Source organism: Vibrio salinus, from assembly GCF_021272385.1.
Lineage (GTDB): Bacteria > Pseudomonadota > Gammaproteobacteria > Enterobacterales > Vibrionaceae > Vibrio > Vibrio salinus.
The window spans coordinates 651,343-677,238 of the sequence record NZ_JAJSDZ010000009.1 but is presented as its reverse complement, the minus strand read 5'-3'; the positions used below and the strand labels follow the sequence as shown (position 1 = coordinate 677,238).

The following is a 25,896-nucleotide window of genomic DNA, read 5'->3' as shown; positions in this document are numbered from 1 at the left end:
CATTTAGCGTGCCAACTTTTGTTTAAATTTTTATTTTATTGTTTTTCAATAACTTAAATATCAGTTATTGATACTTCCTTAATATTGGCAATCAACACAAACTGAATCTGGAAAAATTCAACGGAACTTTGCCGCCTGCTTGCCGCTCTTGCCACCCTGCATTTCCGGCTATTGCCCTGATTTGCAGAGAAAACCAATCTCCTTTCGCACTTATGGCCAATGCACATAAGGCAATGAAAGTTAGATATAGTTAAAAAGTGTTAAATCTTTTGTCTTACCAAAGGCCTGTTGAGATGCCTGTAACGCTCGGGTATTCTCATTAAAATCAATGACCGCTTCTGCGTAATCGAGATCTTCAAACTGACTTTTTGATTTTGCCAGGCTGACCTTAAAGTCCTGATGCTGCTCTTCCTGGAGATCAAGTGTATTCAGGCGAGCCCCGATATCCGTTCTGACTTTGGTGATATGGGTAAATGCTGCCTGAAATTCTGCTGTATACTGTTGTAACTTTGCTGAGTTAGACGCATCCGATACCGAGCCTTTTGCTGCCTGTAAAGCATTTTTAAAGGTATCGAACACACTGAATGTGTCCCGGCGGTTAAGTTCGATCGAATCCCCTTTCGTAATCTGACCTTTTAAGTGAATCGTAAGACCTTCATATTGAATCCCGGTTTTAGGATTAAACTCTCCACTCTGAACAGAACTGCCATTCTTTTCCAGGTCATAACCAAATTGGTTATTACCCAGATCAACAAATGTCACTTTATAAGAAGAATCATCATCCGGATCGGTATTCACTGCTTTATCCAGCAGTAATTCCGACCCTTCCTGTAACTTATAGTCCGGCTCATAATTACCAAACGGATTCTCTATGTTCATAAACACTTTATTACCCGGGTCATTAAATGGCATTTCCAGACTGTTAGAGATCCGCATTTTTCTCTGGTAATCATCCCCCGAATACGTCACATTTCCGGCTTTATCCCGGAAAAAAGGCTGGTTATCCGGCTTGGTTCCGGCAAAAATATAATTACCGGATTCATCCTGAACATTTGCCAGATTCAGCATATTATTTCTCAGCTCTTCCAGCTCGCGTCTTCTGGCTATCCTGTCTTCCGAGGATAGTGACCCATTAATCATCTCCATAATGTTTCGTTTAGCGTCATCGGTAAACTCTTCCGCATTGGAAATAATGACTTCCTGATGTTCCAGACGATTTCTGACCAGAATAATTGAATCCAGATACTGTTTTAGCTGTTCTTCCTGCTGTCCGACATTCTGAATATAATGAGTCGCGAGTGGATTATCGCTTGGCTGTAACAACTTTTTTCCGGACGCTAACTGAGCCTGATTATGATGAACTTTCGCTTCCTGACGGCGCAAATCATTCTGAACGGCCTGGTAATTATGGAAGCTTGCAATACGATTAAACATCTATCTTCCTCCCTACCTTAACTGCAGAATGGTATTAAACGTATCATTTGCCGCCTGCATAATCCGGGAAGACGCCATATACGCTTGTTGGAATTTCATCATATTGGCCGCTTCTTCATCCAGGTTAACCCCGGATACCGAAGCAATACGTTCTTCAGCCGATTGTTTTTCTATTCTGGCCACATCAGTCAGACGTGAAGCAGTCGACATTCTGAGTCCGACATTGGTATTTAAGTCCTGATATAGATCGATCAGTGTCGACTCATTGTCATTCATATTTTTCGCGGTCTGCAGATCCTGCATTTTACGCAGGTTACCGTTATCACCTTCTGACGGTACCAGGTTGGCAGTAAACTTATCTTTTGGTAATGCGCCAGCGGTTAATTCAAAAGTAGTCCCCATCACAGTCACCGGACCGGATGGTGGGTAGTCCTCATCTTTTAAAACCACCTTGCCATTTTTATCTTTAACGCTGAATGTGTTACCTAAATCCGAAACATCCACTTCGAATTCCCGTAAATCCCCGGCGGCCAGGATATTGAATTCTGCCGTACCCAGGGCAAAAGTTGTCGATGCTTCATAACTCTGAGCGGCAATTTTTGTCGGGTCATTAAACATAGTTTTAATCTGGCGTGCCGCATCCCGTGTCGGACGAATCAGAATCCGTTCGCCTTTCTCCGGCTCATTGTTAATTTTGATTCTCAGACCATCAATATTTAATTCACCACCAGACGGCTCTAATACTTTCTGCTCACCATCCGGTAAAGTAGTAATGTAATCACTGCCATCATAAAGAAGAGAATATTGCCCACCTTTTAACTGCGTAATGTCATCGATATACACTTCCATATCGGCTTCTGAATTACTGCCGGTGACCACACGAGATTTGGCGATCTCTTCCGAGTTAACATCCGTAAACATTTTCTGACCGATATCACCACGTAAATCCAGTCCCTGAGACTGAAGATCATTGACTTCATAGGAAAGCGCAGTGGTCATACGTCCCATTTCATCCAACAGATGGGGAATCTGATTATCACGCATATCAAATAATGCGCCTAATTTTCCATCGATATCTCTGTGGCTAATGGGTTTGATCCCTTTCCCCTCAACCATCGCTAACCGAAGCTGATGAGTATCGGGCTTGCCAGGAATCAGTTTTAACTGACTGGCTTCTGTGCCGGAAACCAATGTATGACCGTTGCCGATATGGATATTAAATCCTTCCGCATTTTTTCGTTTTGTAACGGTCACTTTGGTGTACTGAGATAATTCTTTAACCAGCTTTTCATGCTGATCCATCAGGTCATTATGAGGACCCGGTGTTTTCATCATCAAACGCTGAAGATCCCGAAGTTCGATTGCCAGTTGGTTAATCCGTTTGACACCGACTTCTAACCCTTTATTCGTGACTTCATATTGCCGCCTGACGGTGTCATGGAAATCATTCAGGTTTTGTGCAACCAAGTTGGCTTTTTCCAGAACCACCTTGCGGGCACCGACATCATTGGGAGTGTCAGCTAAAGTCTTAATGGCATCAAACCATTCATTTAAGTTTTCCGGAATTTTTTTGGAAGCCACCGAAGAAAGCATGCCAGATAGCATATTCAGATTTTCTTCGGTATCGCGTTTTTTGGAATAGTCAGTAGTGGCAAGATTTAATTCTTTAACGGCAAACTGATCCCATGAGCGGCGAACATTTTCCACATGAACACCCATACCATAAGTCTGACCCCCGTACTGACGAGGCATATTTGTACCCTGAATAACCGACTGACGGCTGTAACCCTCGGTATTAACATTAGAAATGTTATGACCGGTCGTTCCCAACTGCCGTTGTGCTGTTAAAACACTCTGAGTACCAACATTTAATAGATCAGACGCCATAGGAGTCCCCGAAGTTAAATCTTTGCCAAAAAGAAAGACATACTAAATAAAGCAATATGTGTGCCACTTAAGAGACAGATAAAGAAAGCGCCAGAAGAACTGGCGCAAATAAAGCAGAAAGTCAGGCAAAATACCTGTGGATTTACAAAGATGAATTCATTTGATCTATTTGATTTTTAACCCGTAAGACTTTATCAGCGTAATCAGGATCCGTTGCGTAACCTGCGCTATGAATACCGCGAATAAAATCACTGCTGCTCTTACTATTCTGAAGCGCAGTTTCATAGCGTGGATTCGAGTTCAGGAAACGAACATAGTCGTTAAAGCTGTCCTGGAAGTTATCGTAAGCCCGGAAAGACGCGTTTTCAATCACCGGCGTCCGGCCTTCATATTCCAGAGTTTGTGTGGCAACTTTATCACCTGGCCAACTTTTATCCGCTTTAATGTTAAACAAATTATTACTGCTACCTAACGAATTTTTAACCATTTTATCACCCCAGCCGGTTTCTAATGCGGCCTGAGCCAGTAATAGTGATGGATCAACACCCAGAGATTTCGCGGCTTTATCGGCATAAGGTTTCAGTTTACTGATGAAATCCCGTGGACCTTTAAACTCCGAATTTGTTGTCTGTGTAGCGCTATTTACAGCAGCACCCGCAGAAAAAATGTCCTTCAGATCGGAAGTGGAAGAACGACTATTTGATTCACGAACCCGTTCGAGAGCTTGCTGCAAACCATCTTTTCCGGACGGATTCGTTCCCTGAATTCCGGCCGATAGCTGAGCCACTATCATATCAGCCAGACCGAGACTACCTGACTTACTTAAATCACTGGCCCGTTGCTCATCTAACATCTGACGGTAAAAATCCTGCGTCCGGGTATCCAGCAAATCTGATTTAAACTCCGAGTTCGCGTCACGCATCGATTTAAACAGCATGTTCGAAAAAATAGATTCGAACTGCTTAGCAGCAGATTTAAGCGCCGCTTTTTCACTGCTCTTATTACCGTTGACAGCAGCCTGACGTAATTTATCAAGTTGAGTTAAATCCTGAGTAAAACTAATATCATTGACACTATCAGCCATTTCTCTCTCCTTAATTAAATAATAATCAGCTGGCCTTCGATGGCACCGGCCTGTTTAAGTGCCTGCAAAATCGCCATCAAATCTGAAGGAGCTGCGCCCACTTCATTCACTGCCCTGACTAAATCATCCAACGTCACACCGGTTTGGAAATTAAACATTTTCCCCTGCTTTTCCGTCACTGAAATATCAGAATCGGGGACAACAGTTGTATCACCGTTTGCCAGTGCATTAGGCTGACTGACTGTCGGTTTTTCTTTGATTGCAACAGTCATGCCACCGTGAGTCACCGCAGCGGGTTTCAGTCTCACATGCTGGCCGACAACAATGGTTCCAGTCCGGGAATTCACAATAATTTTTGCTGCGCCCTCTGCGGTATTAAATTCCAAATTTTCAATCGCAGATAAGAAAGCAACCCGTTGGCTCGCATCTCTTGGGGCCCGGACCTTTACAGAAGTCGCATCAACCGCCGACGCCATACCCGGCCCTAAAAAGTTATTCACCGCATCAGTCATACGCTGAGCAGTGGTAAAATCCGAATCCAGAAGATTGAAGGTAATATAATCCCCACGGCTGAATGGCGTCGGAACTTCCCGTTCAACAATCGCACCACTGGAGATCATACCAACCGCCGGATTATTCCCGACGATACTTGAACCGTCGGCCCCATCAGCACTGAATCCACTGACAACCAGATTTCCCTGAGCAACGGCATATACTTTTCCATCAAGCCCTTTCAGCATGGTTTGCATCAGCGTTCCGCCGCGTAAACTTTTTGCTGATCCTATGGATGACACGGTGACATCAATCGTCTGACCTTGTTTGGTAAAAGCGGGGAGCTTTGCCGTAACGATGACAGCAGCAATGTTTTTTGCCTTGGGGCTGGTTCCTTCCGGCAACTGAATTCCGAAATTTTGCAACATGGCATTGAAGCTTTGATCTGTAAATGGAGTCGACTCACCAGTACCAGGAAGTCCTGTTACCAACCCGTAACCGACAAGCTGGTTACTACGGACTCCGGCAACCTGTGCAACGTCTTTAATTCTCGCTGCATCCGCTCCCCAGGAAACCAGCAAAAGACTCACTAAACTGATAAGCCATTTATTCATGTCATCACCCTACAACTCGATTCTGTCAAAACTTCGACTTTCAATATTACCTAAAGAGCGACATTAAAAAATCGTGCCAATGTTCCCGGTTCCTGCATATCCTGATTGGTTCCGGTACCGGAATACTGAATTCTGGCGTTTGCAATGCGGTCAGAAGCAACCGTATTATCGTAAGTAATGTCCTGCGGACGAATGGTTCCGCTCAGCCGGACATACTCATCGCCGGTATTCAGGGACAGCCATTTTTCACCACGAATCACCAGATTACCGTTGGCTAACACTTCGATCACCTGTACCGTAATCGTACCGGAAATGCTGTTACTCTGGTTCGCAGCCGCACTACCGGAAAATTTATTGCCGTTTTTTAACTTATAGGACAGATTATTATCACCAATTTTCAGCTCCTGTCCGCCCATTTCCAAAGGGTCCATGGAAGCGTCATTATTTTTAGCCAGATCCGCATCGGCACTTTTTGCCGCTTTGGTATTCTCGTTCAGAGTGACGGTAATAATGTCGCCAATTTTTCTGGGTTTTAAGTCATCATATAAACTGCTGTTGTTTGTCAGACTAAATAAAGAGCCGGTTTCAGCAGCATAATGCTCACGATGCTTTTTAGGATGTATCGGAGCCCAGGCCGGATCATTGGCCACCGGATCCTTACGGCTTCTCAGGGCATTCGTCAAAAGGCCACCAGATGACGAATTGTCTTCCGATTTATCACCTTCAACCGCATCCACAAGCGTGGTACCCTGATCCGTCACGGCATCGTCTTTTGTCGTTGGTATCAGTTCGCAACCGGACAGCAACAGCACACTTGCTAACAGGAAAATAATCGTTCTCATCGTGATTAACCTCTTTTATTCCTTACCGCTATAACTGTTGATTTGCGTAACTCATCATTTTGTCAACGGCCGAAATGACTTTGGAATTCATTTCATACACCCGCTGCGCTTCAATCAGGTTAACCAATTCTTCCGTCACATTAACATTTGAGCTTTCTAGCATTGACTGGCGAATGTTTCCCAACCCATCCAGACCGGGAACCCCTTCCTGAGGATCACCACTTGCACCTGTTGGCAGATATAAGTTCTGACCAATTGGTTCAAGGCCACCCGGGTTAATGAAGTCTACGGTTGTAATCTGTCCCAGAACCTGGTTATTTTGCTGCCCGCGAACACGTGCTGACACTTCACCATCGTTACCGATAGTAATGGAAATTGCATCCTGAGGAATCACAATTTCCGGCTGCAACGGATAACCGGAACCGGAGGTAACAATGGCCCCTTCAGAGTTCAGGGTAAACTGGCCATTGCGGGAATAGCCGATATTGCCGTCCGGTAACAGAATCTGGAAGAAACCATCACCTTCAATCATCATATCCAGGCTGTTTGATGTTGTTTGCGCATTTCCATTCGTATGGACTTTTTGCGTCGCAACCACCTTAGACCCGGCCCCAAGCATCAGACCGCTGGGTAGTTCCGTATTCTGTGATGACTGACCGCCAGGCTGGTTGATATTCTGATAGAACAAATCTTCAAAAACAGCCCTGCCCTTTTTGAATCCAACCGTTGAAGCGTTCGCCAGGTTATTTGAAATAGTGGCGATATTTGTTTGCTGAGCGTCAAGCCCTGTCTTACTCACCCATAAAGCCGGCTGCATAATCGTCTCCTAATTCTCAGATTAACTTGTACGAAGTAATGAATCGGACGTTTTGTCCATATCTTCAGCGGTACTCATCATTTTGACCTGCATTTCATATTGTCTCTGCAAATCAATCAAACTCGTCATTTCACCAACAGCATTCACATTGCTGCCCTCCAGAACACCGGTCAGTAACTTAACTCCGGCATCGGCCGTAAATGTCTGATTGGGATCTTTGGCTCTGAACAAACCGTTGGTATCTTTGTACAATGAACGGTCATCCGGTTTGACTAATTTCACTCGTCCGGCAATTTCCATGGCATTGGCCGGCGCTCCCTTAGGCAGAACCGAAATCGTGCCATCATTGCCAATTTCGATTTTACTCAGAGGAATAGGCAGATTAATCGGAGCGTCGTTATCACCTAGCACCAGATGCCCCTGACCATTATGCAGCAAGCCATTTTTATCAATTGACAGATTGCCATTGCGGGTCAGACCTTCTTTACCGGTGGCATCCAGAACGGAAATCCAGCCATCGCCCTGAACCGTGATGTCTGTATCCTGCCCGGTTGTAATTACACTACCCTGAGCAAAATTACTCCCCGGACGTTCCGTCATACTGAATACACGGCTTGGTAAGCCTTCGCCATACGCCTGCATGGCTCTTGCCTGAGCTAAATCAGCACGAAAACCGGTGGTACTCACATTAGCCAGATTGTTTGCCCGTAATTGCATTGCCTGCATATTCTGCTTAGCGCCGCTCATTGCCAGGTATAAAGCACGGTCCATTTTTCCGCTCCTAATTCGTTATACAAACTAGAAAAAGCAAATTATGTGCCATGTTATTTTTTATTTAATTATCATTAAGATAGGAAAATATAGATGGATTATAGAAGGACGGTTATTTGCCGTATCAGATAAAAAAACGGCAATGCGGTAAATCCGCGTTGCCGCTGATTTACCGCTTGTGGATTAACGAATTTGCAGAATATTTTGTTGTAACTGGTTATCCACTTCCAGTGCACGGGAGTTAGCCTGGAAGTTTCTCTGAGCCGATATCAGATCCACCAGCTCCTGAGTCATATCAATGTTTGACTGCTCTAATGTACCACTGGTAATCGTACCGAAAGAACCTTTATTCGATTCCCCCCAGATTTTATCACCCGATTCCTGAGTGGTATCCCACTGGGTTGCACCTTTTTTATCCAGTCCCTGTTCATTGGCAACACGAACTAAGGCAACACGTCCCAGAATCACATTTTCACCATTTGAATAAGTACCGAGGATACTACCGTTCTCATCAAAATCGACTTTGGTTAAGAAACCGGTTGTCGCTCCGTCCTCATCAAATTTGGTCAGTTCAAACGGCGCTGCAAACTGAGTGGCGGCATCCAGTCCAAAAGACAGGGTTTGATTAATATCAGCCCCATTCAGATTGAGAGGATTGGCACCGGCGCCAAGAGGCTCGGAAACCACATTCTGGCCACTGTTAATGCTTGCCAATGTACCATCATTATTAAACTTCAGAGTATGTCCGGTCTGACCCGATCCTGCCGTTGCATCACCACCAACGATATTGATTGGTTTTTCGCCTTCTTTATCCGTAACAGTATAGTAAACCTGCCAGGTATTTGCCTGAGTCTGATCCTTCAGATAATAAGACGTCATCTTATAAGCCTGACCCATCGAGTCATAAATGGTCGATGACGTAGAGCGGTTATACGTTTCCGGATCCGTATAATCAAACAGTGCCGGATCTTTCAGTTTGCCGTTTGCCGGAAGGTTCACACCGACCTCAATATTTGCCGTCTGTTTCGGTTTACCGAATTCCGCCGGAATATTTACCGGTGAAGCCTCGTAAGATAAAACGTCTCCAGTATCTTTGTTCACCTGATAACCCATCAGATATTCATCATTCGATGTCACCATATAGTTGTTTTTATCGAGATGGAAAGCGCCGTTACGGGTCAGTTCGTTTTGCTGCGGAACAAGTTTGTCTTTTGCGACCGCAAAATAACCGGTACCGGAAATCCGCAAATCCATCGGGTTATTCGTATAAATACTGGACCCTTCATGAAATTGCTGAGCAATTTTATTTGCCTGAACACCTGACCCAGGAGTCGTTTTAGAATTCGTGAACAGTGAATTAGAATACACATCACCAAATTCCGCACGAGACTCTTTAAAGCCAAACGTATTGGCGTTAGCTATGTTGTTACTCGTGGTATTCAGATCTAACTGAGCTGCGGATAAACCACTTAGAGATATATATGACATCGTAAATTCTCCTATCTAGCTAGCGTCGGTTACGCTTTGCCAACTTCTAGTACTTCAGCAAGTCGAACTGGCGATTCAAAGCCAGCCAGATTGAGCAGTACGTTACCATTACCCTTTCCAAGCAGGACACTATTGACGTTTGCATACGTCGATACTTCAAATTCTGTACTCTTACCATCCACCAATCCTGCCGCTTTAATCCTGTACTGACCGGCCGGCAAAGGGTTGCCTTTTTCATCTTTGCCATCCCATTCGACGCGGTTATCACCAGCAGGTTTCGCCCCCGCATCCAAAGTCCGCACAAGCTGACCAGCCTGATTCTCAACCCGGACATAAAGGTTATCGACTGATTTTGGTAATTTGACCATCGCAGCCATTCCACCATCATCTTTCTTCATGCTATGAGGGCTTTTAATCAGAACATCGCGTCCAACCAGTGATGATGCCTGCAAAGCCTGATTAGATGTCAATGATGAATTTAAGCTTTCAAACTGATTGTTCATTTTGCCAATACCATCAACAGTGGCAAATGATGCCATCTGGGCAATCATCTGATCATTACCAACAGGTTTAAACGGGTCCTGCTGGGAAAGCTGCTTGGTCAATAGCGATAAGAAATCTTCCTGCTTAAGATCCTGCTTACCGGTGACTTCATCTTTCTTGCTTTTATCCTGGAGATCTTTTAACTGATCAATATAAGACAAGCCACTTTGACCAACATTATTTACTCCGGCCATATGCTATCTCCTAAACTCTCACTGACCCATCTGCAACGTTCTCAGCAGCATCTGCTTACTCGCATCCGCCACCTGAACGTTTGTCTGATAAGCCCTTGAAGCAGAAATCATATTTGCCATTTCTTCCATCACATTCACATTGGGTTTGTAAATATATCCGTCTTCATTTGCCAATGGATGCTCCGGATTGTATTCGGCAACTAGGGGTTTATTACTCTCAACAATTCCCATGACCTTCACCGGGACTGTATAATCGTTTCCATTCCTTGCATTACTCAACTCTGCTCCAAATACCGCGTGTCGGGCTTTATAGGTATCTTTTGCTGAGCTGGCGACACTGTCCGCATTAGCAAGGTTACTGGAAGTAGTATTTAGACGAACCGACTCCGCACTCATTGCTGAACCCGTCACATTAAACACATTAAATAAGCTCATCTAATTACTCTCCTTTAATCGCTTTCGTTAAATTTTTAAATTTTCCGCCTAAAAAATCCAACGAAGCCTGGTGGCGAATCTGGTTCTGCATAAATAAATTACGTTCCAAATCCAAATCTACGGTATTTCCGTCTCCGGTATCCGGTTGTGTCGGAACACGGTAAAGTGTTTCCCCTATTGCTGCCATGGAGGCAGGAATATGCCGACCATCGGTTCTGGCAAGATTCACACTTGCCCCTGATTCCGCTGCACTGAGTGCTTTCTGGAAATCTAAACCTTTCGCTTTATATCCCGGGGTGTTTGCCTGGGCAATATTGCTCGCGATTACTTCTGAATTGCGTTCACGTACACCAACAGTGTACTGATGAATCCCCAATGCTTTATCAAAAGAAATTGCCATATCAAACTCCAAACCCTAATAAGCAAAAAGCCATGTATATTTTAAAGCAATTAACATACCAACTTCTGGCGCATTATAAAATTGATTTAACCGTATTGCAGGTAAGCAAAGTTCAGTCCACAAATTGTATGAGAAAGATTTTATATAAAAAACCCGGCAAATGCCGGGCTCTCAATAAGTGAATCGTCTTATTTAAGCTTATAAATAATACCCGGGTTACATCTGACCATTTCAAAACGGTCCGTCAATCCTGTCAATGACTCCGATGCACCCAATAACAAATATCCACCGGGATTAAGACTGTTCGCCATCTGGTTCAATACTTTTGATTTCATGTCAGACGAAAAGTAAATCAAAACATTGCGGCAAAAGATAACATCAAACTTGCCCAGTAACGCATAGCTTTCCATTAAATTTTGCGGACGAAAGTTTACCAACCTCTTCACATTGTCTTTCACTTTCATACGGCCGTCACCGACTTCTTCAAAAAAAGTCCGTCGACGCTCCATGGACAACCCCCGGCCTAACGCTAAATTGTCATATATTCCGGCCCGGCACATATCTAACATCACCGTTGAAATATCCGTTGCCGTCACCGAAACATTCGGCAACAAACCCGGTTTTCTCTGCTGTGTTTCCAACACGGTCATCGCAATAGAGTATGGTTCCTGACCGGATGAACTGGCAGAAGACCAGATTTTAATGGGTTTCTTTTTGGTAGCTACATCCGGCAAGATTTTTTCAGACAAAACGGCAAAAGGGTAGGTATCACGAAACCACAAAGTTTCATTTGTTGTCATTGCATCAATCGCTGCAATACGCATATCCCTGTTACGTCCGGTTACCACATCTTTCAGTAACGTTGATAACGAAGAAACGTTGTATTTATTAACTAAAGGGCTTAGACGACTTCGTACCAGATATTGTTTGCTGTCTCCCAGAACGATACCGCACTGTGATTCTAGGAAACGACAAAATTCTTTATATTCCTGGTCACTTATTGTTATTGCTGTCATTGATCTCTCTTATTCAACCACTAAGGCAGCTTTCACCGCATTACCTAATTCATCCGGATTAAATTTAGCAATAAACGAGTTGGCTCCAACGCGCTCAACCATGGCCTGATTAAATACACCACTTAATGATGAGTGCAAGATAACATACAAATCCTTCAGTTTTGGATTTCGGCGAATCTCGGCTGTCAGTGTGTAACCATCCATTTCCGGCATTTCTATATCAGAGATCACTAACGATATATGATCGAAAATATCTCCATCTTCAGCCAACTCGCAAAGCTTTTCGTATGCTTCTTTACCATCTTTAACGGAAACTGCTTCAAATCCTATTGATTCGATTGCTCTTTGAACCTGTTTACGCGCAACTGTGGAGTCATCGGCAATCAGTATACGCTTAACATATTCTTTTTCCTGGATCGCATCATCAATCGATTCTGCGATACTAGTATCCATTGTTTCGTCGACAGGTGCAATTTCAGCAAGAATTTTTTCAACATCTAAAATTTCAACCAGTTCCCCATCTATATTTGTCACAGCCGTCAGATAATTACTTTTACCGGCACCTTCCGGTGGTGGCAAAATTTCTTCCCACTGCATATTGATAATGCGCTCAACGGAGCTAACAAGAAACGCCTGAATAGTACGGTTAAACTCAGCAATGATCACAAAGCTTTTTTCAATCTCTGTTGTCTCCCGGCCACCAATTGCCAGGCTTAAGTCAATTACTGAGACAGTTTGACCGCGAATATGAGCAACCCCTTTAACAAGCGGGTGCAGATTCGGCATCATTGTTAACTGAGGGCATTGAAGAACTTCCTTTACCTTAAAAACGTTGATTCCATAACGTTGCATACCATTCAAACGAAAGGTCAACAATTCTAATCGGTTCTGACCGACAAGTTGTGTACGCTGATTCACAGAATCAAGAACACCTGTCATAAGCTCATCTCCATCTCAAACTTTTGCACTAAAACATGTTAGTCTACATGTAGCGTTTACTTAACAGAGAAACAAAGTTATGTTTTCCAATCTGCTTCTGACTTCATTTTCTACTACTAAGTGTAGAGCTTTCTGTAAACTTTTATACAGCTTTATCGTCTTTTTATTATTTTTCTTTAGTTTAAACGCTCATTCAGCAACAATCCAACAACTTAAACTCATTAAAAAAACGGCTGAGAACTATGTTTTAGAAACATTTTCTCTGCCTGCTGGCGGGAGCATTACCGCTAATGCTGCTAACTTAGATAATCGGCTACAAGTCAGTGATTGTCCAACAGGACTTTCTGCTTTTTCATCATCAAAAAATGGTTCTGCAAGCAATGTCACTGTTCTTATTGAATGTAAAGACGAAAACTGGCGGGTTTACGTTCCGGTAAAACTTAGCGTAACGGTTCCTGCCGTGACTGCAGTAACGCCTTTAACGAAAGGACAAATGGTCAGTCATCAGGATATCAGGCTCTCTATGGTCAGCTTACTCCGCTTTCGTCAACAGGGATTTTCTTCAATAAATCAGGTAGTAGGCTCAAAGGTTAAACGTAACATCCCCAGTGGTGACATTATCAATAGCCGAGATATTTGTGTCGTATGCCGTAATGAAGATGTTACTATCAGAGCAGGGAAAAACGGCTTACAAATTACCACTCAGGGAAAAGCATTAAGTGATGGTAATCTTGGCGAACAAATTCGCGTGAGAAATAATAAATCCAAAAGGATTATCGACGCGGTTGTTTCCGGAAGTGGTGAAGTGACGGTACGATTCTAAGCTTTAGAACAAAAAAAGACCATTTTACTGAATAAAATGCTAAAGTATCGATAAAGTATGTCGATAATGACGGTACGAAATAGTTAATTTAATAAAGGCTCAAGTTATGGCAGGCATTGATAACATCCGCTCTGGTCACTCGTTAACCAATACGAGCAGAAGCAGTCAACGCGCTGATAATCATTCATCTGAAGCAAAAGCCCACGGTGCTGATAAAGCTTCTAATCATGATGATGCAGTATCTATCAGCTCACAAAGTAAGAGGCTTGGAGAAATGCAGGATAAACTGGCATCTTCCCCTGCTTTCGACGACGCAAAAGTTCAGGCAATAAAAGAAGCCATTGCCAATGGTTCTTACGTTGTTGATGCAGATAAACTCGCTGATAACATGATTAAGTTTGAAAAAGAACTGGGGGGTCTGAACTAATTCGACATTCCGTGTTAGTTTAAGAGGAAAATTCGCAGATGGCTGTACTAACTGATTTACTCGATTTTCAGTTACATAATGCTCAGGAATTACTTGCCCTTCTTGAAAATGAGAAGGTTGCTATTGCCACCCGAGTATCAGCAGATATTGAATCAATAGCTCAGAAAAAAATACAACTTGTAGAACAACTCAATACAACTGACCAACGTTTAGCAAATCATCCCGATGTTAAGAGCCTGACAGATGACGATGATTTGCGGATGCGGGTTGACAAGATAAAAGAAACGGTTGCCGTTTGCCAGCAAGCCAATGACATTAACGGGCAAGCACTGGAAAGAGCACAAATCAGTTTCAGAAAATTAAAAAACCTGATGCAGCAGAGCCAGGGGAAAACAGGCATGACCTACAGCTCGGACGGCAAAACCAGCAATATTTCCACTCTGGGAACCAACCTGAAAGTATAACGTTTTCGTCTGTAATCCCTTTCCGGAAAACCAAAGAAGCAAAAAGCGGCAAACATTGCCGCTTTTTGCTGTAGAGAACTCAAATGGGTAACGATATTAAAACAGTGTTTGCTGACGTTTATCGGGTACCTGCTGAACTTCACCATAACTGCGCAGTTCATCCATCTTCTGGATGTTCAGCCTTAATTCCGTTACATAACTGTCACCCACTTTATAACTCCGGACCACTTCCGCACCACGGATAATACCATCTACGGCGCCTGAAGTTTCTTCTGTCCCCAGACGCTGGTCAACCAAATCCGCCCTGCCGCTGACTCTCATGCCATACACCTGTTCCGCCAGCTCCCGGTAAGCATCAATTTTGGAAGCCCGCATCGCGCGAACCTGCTTTTCGGCATCATTGCGGCCTTTTTGATCACCGATGGAAGCATACCCCACTGCAGTCAGATAAGTATCTTTCTTAATCGTCTGTAATGGTTGACACCCCAGCATCAGGATGGAAATAGCTATTAACAAAAACACTCGCATCACTATTTCTCCTTTATGGTCTCAATATTACGGTATAAGGCTGAGAAATGGTTGGGTCTGAGCGAATCAACACACCGTCTTTGGTACGCATCGCATTCAATGTGTCTAAATCACGCCCGATCCGATCGGCCGGCAAGAAGCCCTGTGCCGTGGCAACGACGACTCGGGTTTGCATCCCCACGACCCGGGCATTAAACAGCACCCCCCCTTCCTGACGAAGCATGGTTCCGGTCAGGACATACTGAATATCCTGCTCTTTTGCCAAATCTTTCCAGTTCCGGCTGAAGGCGAAATCCCCTTCGTGAGTAACCTGAATATCACCGGTGGTTTTGAAATCGACGACTTTAAAACCACGCTCCTGAAACTGATGGATAAATCCTTCGGTAATCGAATTACCCAGCCAGTTTGTGGAATCCATGTTTTGCAAATCGACAAAGGACGTCACCGCAATCGGTGTCCGGGCCGTAATGCTGGTATTCGACTTAATCAGGTCTTCAGTCATGCTTTCTACAAAGAAGTCCATAGTATGTCTGGGACTTTCTTTCAGCATAAACTGGGCCCCTTTATATTCTTGCTTACCATTGTAAATGGGTGCCATACACCCGGCCATCAGTAAAGCAGGCACAAAAATAAGCCATTGTTTCATGTTGAGTTCTCCAAATGTCTCTAGCAACCTCAGGAGTGTCCGATTTTTGACAGTAAAAGTGGAACACTCTTTGCTTTTTCTCTTGTATGACCTCAAGAGTATCGTTGCCAACAACAGTTACTCTAATTGAAAGCAAAAATCGTACCCAACTGGAAAATACATGAAAAAGTTACTTACAATACTCATTACCAGCCTGACTGTCACCTTAAGTTTGGTGTCTGGGGCTGATGCAGCCTGGTATGAGGTAACTGGCAGCTCAGCCATTGTCGCAACAGAAGATCAGGCGAAAATACATGCCCTGGAAGACGCGGTTTATAAAGCAGCAAGATTTTCCGGTGCCGACATTGGCAGCGTCAGTAACCTGTTCCCTTTGCTCAATACGAAAAAAGATGAATTTCTGTTTACCAACCATGAAGTCCGCTACATATGGGTTGAGCAAGTCGGCAAAGAAAACGGCATTATGTATGTAAAGGCAAGAATTGACATTTACCCATCGGCAAGAGGTTGCCATTTCGACCAATACAAAAAAACCTTCCTGGTAAGTAATTTCGATATTGAGAATCCTCAACAGGCAGTCATGGGACAACTTTACGATTTAGGGACCGATTTCGCCCGTGTTCTAAACCGGCAAATTGATCAGACCTCGCAAAGTTTTGTTTCTGTCGGTACCACGGATTACCGCCTTGACGGCCATAGCCCTTCCCGGCTTGAAATGATTGCCGAGGACAAAGGGGCACAATATTTAGTCAGCGGCGAGATTACCGATTTGTCTGCTACCGCTAACAGTGACGACACGATAAACCGCCAGTTTTCTATGAATGTCCGGGTCTACGATGGCAAAACCGGCAATGAAGTTATGCAGAGAAAATACCGTGAAGTCGCTCGATGGCCATTTCCGAAAACCAGTCAGGTCGATACCCGCAGTGCCCGGTTTTGGGCGTCGGCATACGGAGACATGTTGTTAAGAGTCAGCCGGAATATGATGCTTGATTTTGAAGCGGAACTGTCATGTAAGATCACGCTTCCGGAGGTCATCGCTAAATTTGGTAATACCGTGACCATGAATCTGGGCCGGATTCATGGAGTAAAAGCCGGAGATACACTAAGGCTCTGGCACACGGGTTCCTTTATCGATCAAAGAGGTATTTCCCGGACAAAAGTTACCCAGAGTAACATCACTCTTACCGTCACCCGGGTTTATCAGGATAATGCTGAGCTAAAAATTGATCAGCCAACGCTGGCAGACAGCATACAGATTGGCGACGTGATGCGCAAAATCAATGAGGACAAAACCTCAACAAATCGCCCACCCCATCGTAAAGATGGCGATCATATGAGCAAACAGACAGAAAATCAAAATTGAAAGGTGAAGTTTTGTCTAAAATTCAGTACTATACCCCCTCACGCTCTCGTGGCACAGCTGGATAGCGCGGCCCCCTCCTAAGGGGCAGGTCGGAGGTTCGAATCCTCTCGGGAGCGCCATATCAAGAAAGGGATAAGAGGTTAGTAACCACTTATCCCTTTTGCTTTTTTGGATTGTTGTTTAGCAAATTAAGGTATTGTTGGCCATCTAATGGGGTTTACTCTTCCCATTTAGGATTGATACCACCAGACTTGGCATAACTGCGATGGTATTTAGATGGACAGGTAATGTTATTGGTAATCATTTAAAATCTGTTATAAATAATTCTTAATTTATTGCAAATAACATACTGAAAATTGCACTAACTTTTTGTAAATAATGCTCTTCCAGATTCAGAAAGTAAGTACTTCTGTTTCGGGCTTTTTGGGGAATCAGGATATAGCATTTCAACAAATCCAGCCTCAAGAGCCGGAAGTAAATAAGTTTTTCTGAATGAAGGTTTATGCTTATGCCCTGATTTTTCCATTACTTCGGATAGCGATGCCTCACCTAAAGTGTTAAGTACGGATAACAGCACAAAATATCCACTACATTCAACATCGCATTCAATCGATATATTACGAATAGGTTTATGATCAATTTCTTTTAGAGCAATAAGTAACGCATTCAGAATAAAGTGAATGTAAGGAGTTGCTTCACTTTGCTTATCAGAATCAGATAACGCTTGATGATAATCATCCTGTTGTTCTTTGATAACAGTTTCAACCGGAAGGTAAGCAAATAGAGGTTGCCATTCACTTAGCAATAATGTTTGCCATAAACGGCCCATTCTACCGTTACCATCAGTAAAGGGATGAATAAACTCAAATTCATAATGGAAAACACAACTGGTTATTAAAGGATGAGTATCGGTTCTATTAACCCAATCTAACAGCTCTGCAACCAAAACCGGAACTCGATCAGCGGGCGGAGCCATATGAATCAAACTTTCGCCTCGGTAAATGCCAACGCCACTATTTCTAAAGTGTCGGCTTGCGCTTCTAATCCATACATCAATAAACCATGAGCCTCCAGTAAATCTGAAATCGAATTTCCAGACCAACCCGATAATTTTTCATAGGTTCTAAATGCATTAGTCACTTCTTGAATTTCATGCGGTAACCCCAAAACTCGCTTACCTTCAATAACAGAAGTAACCTGTTCAAGCGTTAATGTGTTGTTTTCAATGGCAAGCGAAGCCTGAATAGTTTTAATACGGTTACCCCGACGCAACTGTGGCGACATCATTTCAGGGTTTGATACTTCTAACCGACCTAGTAACCTACTGATTTCGGCAACCAGATTAAGGATGTCATTGGTGATTGTAAAAGGAGGGGTATAAGCCATTGTGTTTATCTCTGATTCAGTTTATCCATAGTATAATTTGGTCGGTTACTTGATCGGTTAAATTGGTTAGCGAATCCGAGTATTGTCCTCTCTGATCAGTTTGATGCTTTTAAAGTTATGGCCAATAAAATTGAAAAAGTCTCGAACAATCGAGGCTTCATATGATGAAAAAAGTTCAACTTTAGAACCAATATCCCGCCATAATATCTCTGGGATCAGCGGGTAAGCTTCTTAAACCATATTCATCTTGCAGATATTTCTTTCTAAAATTATCTCTCCGATGACCATATGGCTGTAATTCACCAAGAATATGAACAATGTGCTGAACAGAAGGATCATCATACCCACGCCCCTCTCGTAATAAATCCTGCAAGACAGGTATTAAATCCATATATAATTCATCAGCACTACTTCTACTATCAAAGTACCCTTTGATCATCTTCATTAGCGTTAAAAGCGGAGCACCCCCTTTCAATTCAGAGATAACACTGACAGCACTCATTTTCTGGATTCCTTAATCAAAAGAATGAAAATAATAATGTTCAGTACAACGTCATAAACAAATGTAGACATAAAGTCCCGGCTATTTTGTTCTGAGTACCTAAATAATGGATAGAAGTATGTCAGAAAGGTAATAATAACAGCCCCATAAGCTAATAATTTCAATTGCTTACCTGGAAACAACTCAGCACCTTTACCCTTATAGATCCCAAATAGCGCAACGAGAACAAGGAGAGATTCTAGCATTCCAACGCCATTGATTATTTTCTCAAATGTGTCGCCATCCGATCGATAGCCATTTACAACAGAAAAAGCCAAAACAAGAACTGTAAATATAATCAGGGATACATACTTTTCAAACCTAGCCATAGGTGACAACTCCCAAAAAAGAAAATTGTAACACGATAATTTTTGAGGCAAAAACTTGCCTGACAAACAAGAAATGGTAAAAAAGTGAACCATAAAAGCAATTCAGAGAGAATGTACAACAGCAACGCGAAGAAATTTAAGAAAGGACTACCAATAAAATGAGTACACGTTAAGAAAGTAACCAGACAACCCAGCTCAAATACTTTATGGTTACTGACCTAAAAAAAGCAAACGTATCCTTTAACAAATTTCGTTTGTTTTTTAACCAAAAAAAATAACAGCGATAAACATAAAAGGCAAAAAGCTGAAAAACCAATTTCGATTACATCGGAATTTTATATAAATCAAAATGAATATCAGTATGAGCTATTTCACTAAAGTCGCTATTTATTAATAGATTATTAATAGAAACCCTGATTTTTTGGACTAAATTTATAGGTATTACTTTCATTTACAGTCATCAGGACTTTTCTTCATGCTCAACATAAAAAAATTAAAAATTTCGCAACTGATATCGATGCCAATACTGGCACTCATTACCCTTATCATTATTTTATCGTTTGAAGCACTGCAAACAAACGCGGAACTTTCAGAAAATACGGTTAGACTGACAGACCACTTAACCCCTTCTGCCATCATGGTACTTAATGCAGACCGGGATCTGTACCAGTCTGTTATGGCATTAAAAGACTATATTGCTAAACTGGAGCATGGTGACAAAGCCAGTGCCGGGAAATATCTGGACCTGTATACAGAAAACAAAGATCAGGCATACAATAGGATGCTGAACGCCAGAAAGCACGCATCTATCGATGGGGTACTGTTAATCCCGGACAATCACAAAGATTTTACCAATGCATTCAGTCAATGGGAAAATATCACCAAAGATGTGTTAGAGCTATCAAAACAGAACCGGTTAGATGAAGCCTACAAACTCCTTTCCGAAAAGCAGGATACTGTATTCAGTAAACTCAGAACGTATTATGACAAGTTCGGCGAAGAAGTCGGTAGCAAGCAAACCATTCTTACCAAACAGGCCCATCAGATAGAAATTACACAGCAAAAACTGATTATCATCACAACTGGTATTGCCATTCTTATCGGTGTTTTCTTTTTATTTGCTATACCTAGAGTCGTTAAAAAACAACTTATCGAATTGAAAAATAAATTCCAGGAACTGGCAGACCGAGGGGGAGACTTAACCTTTAAACTGGAAATTAACGGTGACACCGAAATTGCTAATGTAAGTCAGGCATTTAACAATTTCTTAGAAAAAATCCGCTCAACGATGACAGACATAACCACACAAACTCACCATATCGTAGACAACAATATGGCCGTATCAGATTTGATTACCAAAAACGGACAAACATCTACTGAACAAAACTCCGCCGTCAATGAGTTATCTGAAGCCATGAATGAGCTGAATATTGCCATCAATGAAGTCGCTCAGCAGTCCCAAAAATCATCGGAAGAATCCAGCTATTCAAAAGAGACAGTCTCCACATCCAATGAAAGGATCCGGGAAACGGTCACCACCATCGAAGAACTTTCGGAATCAATGGAAAATATTACCGCTGTTGTCACCGACTTAGAGGAAAAGAGTCAGGCCATAAACAATGTGCTGGATGTAATTATGGGAATAGCCGAGCAAACCAACCTTCTCGCTTTAAATGCCGCCATAGAAGCTGCAAGAGCCGGTGAAAGTGGCAGAGGGTTTGCCGTTGTTGCCGATGAAGTCAGACAACTGGCTCAGAAAACCCAACAATCGACTTCGTCTATCCATTCTACGTTAAACGAACTCAATGACGGGGTTCAGCAGGCGGTATCAAATGTACGAACTGGTAAAGAGATCGCTCAAAAAACATCCGAATCCGCCCAAAATACCGTTGATGAACTAAATAAAATCATAGAAAGTGTGACTAAAATTACCGATTTCTCTGTCCAGATAGCCGCCGCCACCGAAGAACAAAGTAATGTTGTTGCCATTATTAACGACAATGTCAACAGCATGAAGGAACGGGCACAACACAGTCAGGAAAATGTGGAACTCTCAATAACGAAAACAGAAGAAATTTCAGCCAATATCGAAAAGCTGGATAAAGAAGTGAGTATTTTTAAAATTTAAACGAAGCATCACAACATTCAGATAACTCATATTTTAACACTCTATGAGTTATCTGAATTATCAGGTCACTCGTCATATTTTGTTAAAAGTACAGAGCAAATTCTGGTTTGCATAAAGCTATCATCCGGTGCAGTTGAGCGTGATAACCACTTATACACCATGATATCTTTACAGCCATGATTAAGCTGCCCGGAAAGCGACATGGTTTCTTCTGTTTCACTGTCATATCCGGAAAAAGAAAAACTCTGAGCCATCCCGGCTTCTGCAAAACAATCTATAAATCCAAGCAGGGAAACCGTTTTTCCATTTTCAGTTAATTCAGCTTCCGTCAGACCTGTTTCTGAATTGACCCGACCAATCGTTATCTGCGTATCGGCATTCTCCCATACTGCCTGTAACAGATACGCAATCTGCCCCGGTTCTGAGCCATCATTACCAAAAAAGCATGACTGTAATTCAGAAGCATCGGTCGTATTATCCTGTTTTGTAAATGTCAGTTCATCAACATAATTCCCGGTTTGATATTGCTCAAAGGGAACCGATACCACAATTGAATTTTCAACGATCATGGTTCCGCTGGCAAGAAGCTGCCCTGTCATCGAACCAGTCCAGTGCCAGCTTTCATCCGGTGTTCCTTCCTGAACATTCCGCCAGAAAATTGAAAAGGCGACACTTTGACCGGCTTTTGAAGTAGGCGCCCGGGAAGTGCAGCTCCCTACCAATAAATACGTCCCGGTAGAGCCAGTATGCGAAGAATACGTCCCCAAGATCCGGTTGCCATCTTCCCGGAGAGTCATGACCGACCCATAAGTATTATTCCAGACACCTGATAAATTATTATTCATGAATTTCCTCCACCACGATTAAAAATAGAAGCAGGTCGGGCTTGCCGGTTGGTAATAATCACAGGCCCGTCCGGTTTATTGAAAATCCACATACCAACCGGATCCAGATGATTTTCATCACGTACAGAGTATTCATAAACGGTATAAAGATGATCCATGATTACCGATCCGACCAACAACATTTTGTCGGCATTAGCTAATGGCTCAAACTGCGTTTTTACCTCACCTTTATATTGCCCTGCCTCAATTTCACATTTATAGATGTCACTGGTCACCTTCAATTCAGCATAATCGTTCCCATTTGTATCTTTCAGGTTTATGGTAATCTCAGGATTATCCGATTCGGTCATTTTTTGTAAGACGCCTAATGTTCCTGAATCGCCCTTAAACTGGGAAGAACCGCTATCAAGCGCAAAGAACAAACCGGAACCCACAACATCGCCACCGACACTAACTGAAGCATTCCCGGTACTCCACAAATAACAGGCCGCTTCCTGATAACATTCCCAGGGAAGAAAAACGTAATCCAGAGAATCCTGATAATTTTCATCAAGAACACCAAATCCGACGTATCCCTGCTCCGAATCGTTAATAAAAGAAATGAATGGCATGTCTTTACTGACCATACCATTCTTCATTAATTTAAGGAAAAAATGAAACTCGTCATCGAAACTTTCAGTAACGTCAGCAGAAACCGTTGATGCATCATAAGAACGAAACGGAAGCTTCCCAGGAAGAGCACTAAATGGAGCACTCTGTTGACTACTCGCTAGTCCGATTCCACCATCCCAGTCCAGCTCCTGAAACTGTATAGCATTGTATTCAGAAGCCATCAAAATATTAGCCCGGAGATTTAATGACTCAGCCCCGGATAATGACAGAAAATCAGAACCTAACTCTGCATACATATCTCCCCAGGGACCGAAACTCACCAGTTGTTTTGATTGATCAATCCAGTCAAAAGACGCTGAACACTCAATATTAAACTTATGTCCGGCATAGTGAACACAGCGATCCGGACCACAAAGCGACGACGTCACCCAGTTAAAATTACTTCCGGTATCAAAACAAATATACAATGGCTGAGGCGGTGTCCCAATCCCCATCACACAATACCAGGGCGTAGCACCATTATCCTGAAACGGCCCTCTTTCCATTTTAACAACAAGTCCGGGTGAACAACTCCAATTATTATTCATACAGTATTCCATTAATAAAAAATAAAAAGATACTTTATTTAAGGTGATAAAATTTAATTTTATTTCTTAAATAAATAATAAAATTAAAAACAATACACTATTTAAAATAATATATTGAACAAGTGAGCAGTTATTTTTTAGATAACAAGAAACTACCGGATATGAAATGTTAAATCTCTTTTTTTATCGAAACCCAAGAGCACTTAGAAATATCTGTATCCAACTTATCAATACTCTCATCAAACAAACTGGTTCTGTTACATCCGTTCATTTTTGAATGATACATCGCTTTATCTGCCCTGGTTGCAATATTACGACTATCAACATCTTCCGGAATTACTTCAGAAATACCGAGGCTAATCGTCACCTGCACTTCGTAATGACAAAGATCACAAATACTATTTTCAACGACTGAGCGTAATTTTTCAGCAACCTTATACGCATTATCCTGATTAGAATCTCTTAAAATAATAGCAAACTCATCACCACCAAGCCGCCCAATAGAATCACATGATCGCAGTTCCTCCTGAACAACGTTAACCACATGTCTGATAATCTCATCACCCAAAGCATGACCCAGAGTGTCATTAATCCGCTTAAATTTATCAATATCAAACATAGCCAACGAAAAAACTCGGCCAAACTGACTGTATTCATCAATAGCATCATTCAGGGAATAAGAAAATGAACGGCGATTCAGAACATTCGTCAGTTCATCAATTTCAGACAACATTTTTAACTTCTGTTCCAGAACATATTGCTGAGTTATGTTTTTCGCAATCCATAAAACGGTCCGCTCACCACCATGAATAAAACCCAGTGGTTTGACGATACCCTCAAACCAAAGCTCTGATGGACAATCAACATTAGAAGGAAGATCCGGCATGCTTTGCCAATCAAATTTATACTTTAGTTTTTGAGTACTATCAGTTTCGAGAGCTGCGAGAATATAGGAAAGGAAAACCTCAGCCAGCTCGGAGGGAATGACGTCATACAGCAGCTTCCCGATAAATGATTTACAGTCAAAACCCGTCGCATTTTCATCACCACCAAAAACCTTAATATATCGACCCGATTCTGTGAATACAAAAATATGATCAGGTAATGCATCAAGAATAGTATAATAACGGTTAATCTGCTCCATCGACTTTTCCTATTAATTAAGATCGTCAAAATGCTCACCATAATCCTTTTATGATGTGTCTTTAACTAATATTAGAATGATCTCAATTAAACGTAGTCGAATTCTGATTGTTTGTATCAATAAAAAATACAATAAAATATCATATTCTCATTTTTGACTTTCCTATCAGATAAGATGAAAAATATTTTTCCCCAATGCATAATGAAACAAAACTCAGGAACGTTAATATAATAGAAAGAAGCAGATAAACCTAAAAGAAAGAGATTGAAAAATTTATCCTTGTTTTATGGCAACAAACAAAAACAAGGGATAAGAGACTACTTCTTTATGATAATTTTCTTTTCGGATTTCAAAATATGGCTCGACACTTTCAACAGAGAACCCCGCTTGCTCTGCAATCTCTGAAAGCTCAGAGGTATCAAATCCATTATGACCGGAAAATGAAGCGTTGCTCTTATGAAAAGATCCATCCTCTTTATAAAGATCAGCAATAATCAACGTGCCATTTTCCTCTAGTGCAGAAAAAGCCTCTGCAAAAAACGCCTTAATATTATCAATATGATGAAGAACCATCAGAGTGGTAACCGCGGAAAACCGGGTTCCCAGCTTTGATAGTTTATCAACACAGTGCGTCGAAATATTACTGATATTTGCCTTGGCAATTTTTTCATCTGCTATTCGCAACATTTCACTTGAAGAATCGACCAGGTGAACATGATCAAAAATATCTTTCAGATGAACGCCCAGCAACCCCGTTCCGCTGCCAAAATCCACCACACTGTTCGTAGAATGAAAACAAAGACTCTTAATTTTTCTTGCTGTTGTTGCTGCCCGATCTACTTTCATCGGATCCTTATCCCAAAGACCGGCGGCTTTATCAAAATAATTATCCATTCTCTCGTTCCCCCTCTGGAGCCTATCCCCGCAGGTAACGTACCATTCCCGTCGCCTGTCATTCGAAACCAAATGCAACTTCGACTTCAATTCTGAAGCCTTGTTATTAACAAACTTAACAAATTAACGTAATGAAATGTTTCCTTGTTATTTTATTCTGGCATACAATAAATAATAATCGAAATACACATAATTAGACACTTATCCATTCAGTATGCTATAA

28 protein-coding genes and 1 tRNA gene are annotated in these 25,896 nt (G+C 42.2%); 6 read left to right on the top strand and 23 right to left on the bottom strand.

The features are described from left to right. Window positions 1–240 precede the first annotated feature (240 nt). From flgL to LRQ06_RS11240, 13 genes are all read right to left on the bottom strand, one after another. Window positions 241–1,434, bottom strand: coding sequence for a flagellar hook-associated protein FlgL (flgL, locus tag LRQ06_RS11300; RefSeq protein WP_232766426.1), 1,194 nt, complete (start codon window positions 1,432–1,434; stop codon window positions 241–243). 12 nt (window positions 1,435–1,446) lie between these two features. Next, window positions 1,447–3,321, bottom strand: coding sequence for a flagellar hook-associated protein FlgK (gene flgK / locus LRQ06_RS11295; RefSeq protein ID WP_232766425.1), 1,875 nt, complete (start codon window positions 3,319–3,321; stop codon window positions 1,447–1,449). A 142-nt stretch (window positions 3,322–3,463) separates the two neighbouring features. Further along, window positions 3,464–4,405 carry a flagellar assembly peptidoglycan hydrolase FlgJ gene (gene flgJ / locus LRQ06_RS11290; protein ID WP_232766424.1) on the bottom strand — a complete coding sequence of 314 codons (942 nt, stop codon included), beginning with the start codon at window positions 4,403–4,405 and terminating at the stop codon, window positions 3,464–3,466. Window positions 4,406–4,419: 14 nt separating this feature from the next. Beyond that, window positions 4,420–5,511 (bottom strand): flagellar basal body P-ring protein FlgI, encoded by a 1,092-nt coding sequence (locus LRQ06_RS11285; RefSeq protein WP_232766423.1) that lies wholly within the window; start codon window positions 5,509–5,511, stop codon window positions 4,420–4,422. Window positions 5,512–5,561: 50 nt separating this feature from the next. After that, window positions 5,562–6,353, bottom strand: coding sequence for a flagellar basal body L-ring protein FlgH (gene flgH / locus LRQ06_RS11280; RefSeq protein WP_232766422.1), 792 nt, complete (start codon window positions 6,351–6,353; stop codon window positions 5,562–5,564). A gap of 28 nt (window positions 6,354–6,381) precedes the next feature. Further along, complete coding sequence (flgG, locus tag LRQ06_RS11275) at window positions 6,382–7,170, bottom strand: flagellar basal-body rod protein FlgG (RefSeq protein WP_232766421.1); 789 nt, start codon at window positions 7,168–7,170, stop codon at window positions 6,382–6,384. Between the two features lie 21 nt (window positions 7,171–7,191). Continuing rightward, complete coding sequence (locus LRQ06_RS11270) at window positions 7,192–7,941, bottom strand: flagellar basal body rod protein FlgF (protein ID WP_232766420.1); 750 nt, start codon at window positions 7,939–7,941, stop codon at window positions 7,192–7,194. Window positions 7,942–8,124: 183 nt separating this feature from the next. Continuing rightward, complete coding sequence (gene flgE / locus LRQ06_RS11265; RefSeq protein ID WP_232766419.1) at window positions 8,125–9,429, bottom strand: flagellar hook protein FlgE; 1,305 nt, start codon at window positions 9,427–9,429, stop codon at window positions 8,125–8,127. Between the two features lie 29 nt (window positions 9,430–9,458). Further along, on the bottom strand, window positions 9,459–10,166 hold the full coding sequence (gene flgD / locus LRQ06_RS11260) for a flagellar hook assembly protein FlgD (RefSeq protein ID WP_232766418.1): 708 nt from the start codon (window positions 10,164–10,166) through the stop codon (window positions 9,459–9,461). An 18-nt stretch (window positions 10,167–10,184) separates the two neighbouring features. Further along, the gene (gene flgC / locus LRQ06_RS11255; protein WP_232766417.1) at window positions 10,185–10,601 is read right to left on the bottom strand and encodes a flagellar basal body rod protein FlgC; all 417 of its coding nucleotides are present in this window, start codon (window positions 10,599–10,601) and stop codon (window positions 10,185–10,187) included. A 4-nt stretch (window positions 10,602–10,605) separates the two neighbouring features. Further along, a complete protein-coding gene (gene flgB / locus LRQ06_RS11250) occupies window positions 10,606–11,001 on the bottom strand; it encodes a flagellar basal body rod protein FlgB (RefSeq protein ID WP_232766416.1) in 396 nt (131 codons plus the stop codon). 188 nt (window positions 11,002–11,189) lie between these two features. Further along, window positions 11,190–12,017, bottom strand: a complete 828-nt coding sequence (locus LRQ06_RS11245) for a CheR family methyltransferase (RefSeq protein ID WP_232766415.1) — start codon at window positions 12,015–12,017, stop codon at window positions 11,190–11,192. 9 nt (window positions 12,018–12,026) lie between these two features. After that, window positions 12,027–12,956, bottom strand: a complete 930-nt coding sequence (locus tag LRQ06_RS11240; RefSeq protein WP_232766414.1) for a chemotaxis protein CheV — start codon at window positions 12,954–12,956, stop codon at window positions 12,027–12,029. 79 nt (window positions 12,957–13,035) lie between these two features. Between LRQ06_RS11240 and flgA the strand changes: the two genes are divergently transcribed. From flgA to LRQ06_RS11225, 3 genes are all read left to right on the top strand, one after another. Further along, the gene (flgA, locus tag LRQ06_RS11235; protein WP_232766413.1) at window positions 13,036–13,779 is read left to right on the top strand and encodes a flagellar basal body P-ring formation chaperone FlgA; all 744 of its coding nucleotides are present in this window, start codon (window positions 13,036–13,038) and stop codon (window positions 13,777–13,779) included. Window positions 13,780–13,885: 106 nt separating this feature from the next. Further along, complete coding sequence (gene flgM / locus LRQ06_RS11230; RefSeq protein ID WP_232766412.1) at window positions 13,886–14,206, top strand: flagellar biosynthesis anti-sigma factor FlgM; 321 nt, start codon at window positions 13,886–13,888, stop codon at window positions 14,204–14,206. Between the two features lie 38 nt (window positions 14,207–14,244). Next, window positions 14,245–14,670 carry a flagella synthesis protein FlgN gene (locus tag LRQ06_RS11225; RefSeq protein ID WP_232766411.1) on the top strand — a complete coding sequence of 142 codons (426 nt, stop codon included), beginning with the start codon at window positions 14,245–14,247 and terminating at the stop codon, window positions 14,668–14,670. Window positions 14,671–14,766: 96 nt separating this feature from the next. On the opposite strand, the gene flgP is transcribed toward LRQ06_RS11225, so the two are convergent. Next, complete coding sequence (gene flgP / locus LRQ06_RS11220; protein ID WP_232766410.1) at window positions 14,767–15,198, bottom strand: flagellar assembly lipoprotein FlgP; 432 nt, start codon at window positions 15,196–15,198, stop codon at window positions 14,767–14,769. A gap of 13 nt (window positions 15,199–15,211) precedes the next feature. After that, window positions 15,212–15,844, bottom strand: coding sequence for a FlgO family outer membrane protein (locus tag LRQ06_RS11215; protein WP_232766409.1), 633 nt, complete (start codon window positions 15,842–15,844; stop codon window positions 15,212–15,214). 160 nt (window positions 15,845–16,004) lie between these two features. Between LRQ06_RS11215 and LRQ06_RS11210 the strand changes: the two genes are divergently transcribed. After that, window positions 16,005–17,207, top strand: coding sequence for a flagellar assembly protein FlgT (locus tag LRQ06_RS11210; RefSeq protein WP_232766408.1), 1,203 nt, complete (start codon window positions 16,005–16,007; stop codon window positions 17,205–17,207). Between the two features lie 42 nt (window positions 17,208–17,249). Then, window positions 17,250–17,326: transfer RNA gene (locus tag LRQ06_RS11205), tRNA-Arg, on the top strand. Between the two features lie 242 nt (window positions 17,327–17,568). Here LRQ06_RS11205 and LRQ06_RS11200 read toward each other — a convergent pair. From LRQ06_RS11200 to LRQ06_RS11185, 4 genes are all read right to left on the bottom strand, one after another. Beyond that, window positions 17,569–18,183, bottom strand: coding sequence for a Fic family protein (locus LRQ06_RS11200; protein WP_232766407.1), 615 nt, complete (start codon window positions 18,181–18,183; stop codon window positions 17,569–17,571). Between the two features lie 5 nt (window positions 18,184–18,188). After that, the gene (locus tag LRQ06_RS11195) at window positions 18,189–18,593 is read right to left on the bottom strand and encodes a Fic family protein (RefSeq protein WP_232766406.1); all 405 of its coding nucleotides are present in this window, start codon (window positions 18,591–18,593) and stop codon (window positions 18,189–18,191) included. A 181-nt stretch (window positions 18,594–18,774) separates the two neighbouring features. Beyond that, window positions 18,775–19,095, bottom strand: a complete 321-nt coding sequence (locus LRQ06_RS11190) for a hypothetical protein (RefSeq protein ID WP_232766405.1) — start codon at window positions 19,093–19,095, stop codon at window positions 18,775–18,777. After that, the gene (locus tag LRQ06_RS11185) at window positions 19,092–19,463 is read right to left on the bottom strand and encodes a hypothetical protein (RefSeq protein ID WP_232766404.1); all 372 of its coding nucleotides are present in this window, start codon (window positions 19,461–19,463) and stop codon (window positions 19,092–19,094) included. The genes LRQ06_RS11190 and LRQ06_RS11185 overlap by 4 nt, the downstream gene beginning before the upstream one ends. 475 nt (window positions 19,464–19,938) lie before the next feature. Between LRQ06_RS11185 and LRQ06_RS11180 the strand changes: the two genes are divergently transcribed. Further along, window positions 19,939–21,591: a methyl-accepting chemotaxis protein gene (locus LRQ06_RS11180; protein ID WP_232766403.1), complete on the top strand. Its 1,653-nt coding sequence runs from the start codon at window positions 19,939–19,941 to the stop codon at window positions 21,589–21,591. Window positions 21,592–21,656: 65 nt separating this feature from the next. On the opposite strand, the gene LRQ06_RS11175 is transcribed toward LRQ06_RS11180, so the two are convergent. From LRQ06_RS11175 to LRQ06_RS11160, 4 genes are all read right to left on the bottom strand, one after another. Beyond that, window positions 21,657–22,436 carry an avidin/streptavidin family protein gene (locus LRQ06_RS11175; protein WP_232766402.1) on the bottom strand — a complete coding sequence of 260 codons (780 nt, stop codon included), beginning with the start codon at window positions 22,434–22,436 and terminating at the stop codon, window positions 21,657–21,659. After that, window positions 22,433–23,635: a pepsin-like aspartic protease gene (locus LRQ06_RS11170; protein WP_232766401.1), complete on the bottom strand. Its 1,203-nt coding sequence runs from the start codon at window positions 23,633–23,635 to the stop codon at window positions 22,433–22,435. Before LRQ06_RS11170 ends, LRQ06_RS11175 begins: the two co-directional genes overlap by 4 nt. Before the next feature lie 169 nt (window positions 23,636–23,804). After that, window positions 23,805–24,779, bottom strand: a complete 975-nt coding sequence (locus tag LRQ06_RS11165; protein ID WP_232766400.1) for a sensor domain-containing diguanylate cyclase — start codon at window positions 24,777–24,779, stop codon at window positions 23,805–23,807. A 273-nt stretch (window positions 24,780–25,052) separates the two neighbouring features. After that, window positions 25,053–25,673 carry a class I SAM-dependent DNA methyltransferase gene (locus tag LRQ06_RS11160; RefSeq protein WP_232766399.1) on the bottom strand — a complete coding sequence of 207 codons (621 nt, stop codon included), beginning with the start codon at window positions 25,671–25,673 and terminating at the stop codon, window positions 25,053–25,055. Window positions 25,674–25,896 lie beyond the last annotated feature (223 nt).

Bases quoted from the DNA above. Each gene is read 5' to 3' on its own strand.
- flgL (WP_232766426.1), bottom strand. From the start codon at position 1,434: ATGTTTAATCGTATTGCAAGCTTCCATAATTACCAGGCCGTTCAGAAT.
- flgK (WP_232766425.1), bottom strand. From the start codon at position 3,321: ATGGCGTCTGATCTATTAAATGTTGGTACTCAGAGTGTTTTAACAGCA.
- flgJ (WP_232766424.1), bottom strand. From the start codon at position 4,405: ATGGCTGATAGTGTCAATGATATTAGTTTTACTCAGGATTTAACTCAA.
- LRQ06_RS11285 (WP_232766423.1), bottom strand. From the start codon at position 5,511: ATGAATAAATGGCTTATCAGTTTAGTGAGTCTTTTGCTGGTTTCCTGG.
- flgH (WP_232766422.1), bottom strand. From the start codon at position 6,353: ATGAGAACGATTATTTTCCTGTTAGCAAGTGTGCTGTTGCTGTCCGGT.
- flgG (WP_232766421.1), bottom strand. From the start codon at position 7,170: ATGCAGCCGGCTTTATGGGTGAGTAAGACAGGGCTTGACGCTCAGCAA.
- LRQ06_RS11270 (WP_232766420.1), bottom strand. From the start codon at position 7,941: ATGGACCGTGCTTTATACCTGGCAATGAGCGGCGCTAAGCAGAATATG.
- flgE (WP_232766419.1), bottom strand. From the start codon at position 9,429: ATGTCATATATATCTCTAAGTGGTTTATCCGCAGCTCAGTTAGATCTG.
- flgD (WP_232766418.1), bottom strand. From the start codon at position 10,166: ATGGCCGGAGTAAATAATGTTGGTCAAAGTGGCTTGTCTTATATTGAT.
- flgC (WP_232766417.1), bottom strand. From the start codon at position 10,601: ATGAGCTTATTTAATGTGTTTAATGTGACGGGTTCAGCAATGAGTGCG.
- flgB (WP_232766416.1), bottom strand. From the start codon at position 11,001: ATGGCAATTTCTTTTGATAAAGCATTGGGGATTCATCAGTACACTGTT.
- LRQ06_RS11245 (WP_232766415.1), bottom strand. From the start codon at position 12,017: ATGACAGCAATAACAATAAGTGACCAGGAATATAAAGAATTTTGTCGT.
- LRQ06_RS11240 (WP_232766414.1), bottom strand. From the start codon at position 12,956: ATGACAGGTGTTCTTGATTCTGTGAATCAGCGTACACAACTTGTCGGT.
- flgA (WP_232766413.1), top strand. From the start codon at position 13,036: ATGTTTTCCAATCTGCTTCTGACTTCATTTTCTACTACTAAGTGTAGA.
- flgM (WP_232766412.1), top strand. From the start codon at position 13,886: ATGGCAGGCATTGATAACATCCGCTCTGGTCACTCGTTAACCAATACG.
- LRQ06_RS11225 (WP_232766411.1), top strand. From the start codon at position 14,245: ATGGCTGTACTAACTGATTTACTCGATTTTCAGTTACATAATGCTCAG.
- flgP (WP_232766410.1), bottom strand. From the start codon at position 15,198: ATGCGAGTGTTTTTGTTAATAGCTATTTCCATCCTGATGCTGGGGTGT.
- LRQ06_RS11215 (WP_232766409.1), bottom strand. From the start codon at position 15,844: ATGAAACAATGGCTTATTTTTGTGCCTGCTTTACTGATGGCCGGGTGT.
- LRQ06_RS11210 (WP_232766408.1), top strand. From the start codon at position 16,005: ATGAAAAAGTTACTTACAATACTCATTACCAGCCTGACTGTCACCTTA.
- LRQ06_RS11200 (WP_232766407.1), bottom strand. From the start codon at position 18,183: ATGGCTCCGCCCGCTGATCGAGTTCCGGTTTTGGTTGCAGAGCTGTTA.
- LRQ06_RS11195 (WP_232766406.1), bottom strand. From the start codon at position 18,593: ATGGCTTATACCCCTCCTTTTACAATCACCAATGACATCCTTAATCTG.
- LRQ06_RS11190 (WP_232766405.1), bottom strand. From the start codon at position 19,095: ATGAGTGCTGTCAGTGTTATCTCTGAATTGAAAGGGGGTGCTCCGCTT.
- LRQ06_RS11185 (WP_232766404.1), bottom strand. From the start codon at position 19,463: ATGGCTAGGTTTGAAAAGTATGTATCCCTGATTATATTTACAGTTCTT.
- LRQ06_RS11180 (WP_232766403.1), top strand. From the start codon at position 19,939: ATGCTCAACATAAAAAAATTAAAAATTTCGCAACTGATATCGATGCCA.
- LRQ06_RS11175 (WP_232766402.1), bottom strand. From the start codon at position 22,436: ATGAATAATAATTTATCAGGTGTCTGGAATAATACTTATGGGTCGGTC.
- LRQ06_RS11170 (WP_232766401.1), bottom strand. From the start codon at position 23,635: ATGAATAATAATTGGAGTTGTTCACCCGGACTTGTTGTTAAAATGGAA.
- LRQ06_RS11165 (WP_232766400.1), bottom strand. From the start codon at position 24,779: ATGGAGCAGATTAACCGTTATTATACTATTCTTGATGCATTACCTGAT.
- LRQ06_RS11160 (WP_232766399.1), bottom strand. From the start codon at position 25,673: ATGGATAATTATTTTGATAAAGCCGCCGGTCTTTGGGATAAGGATCCG.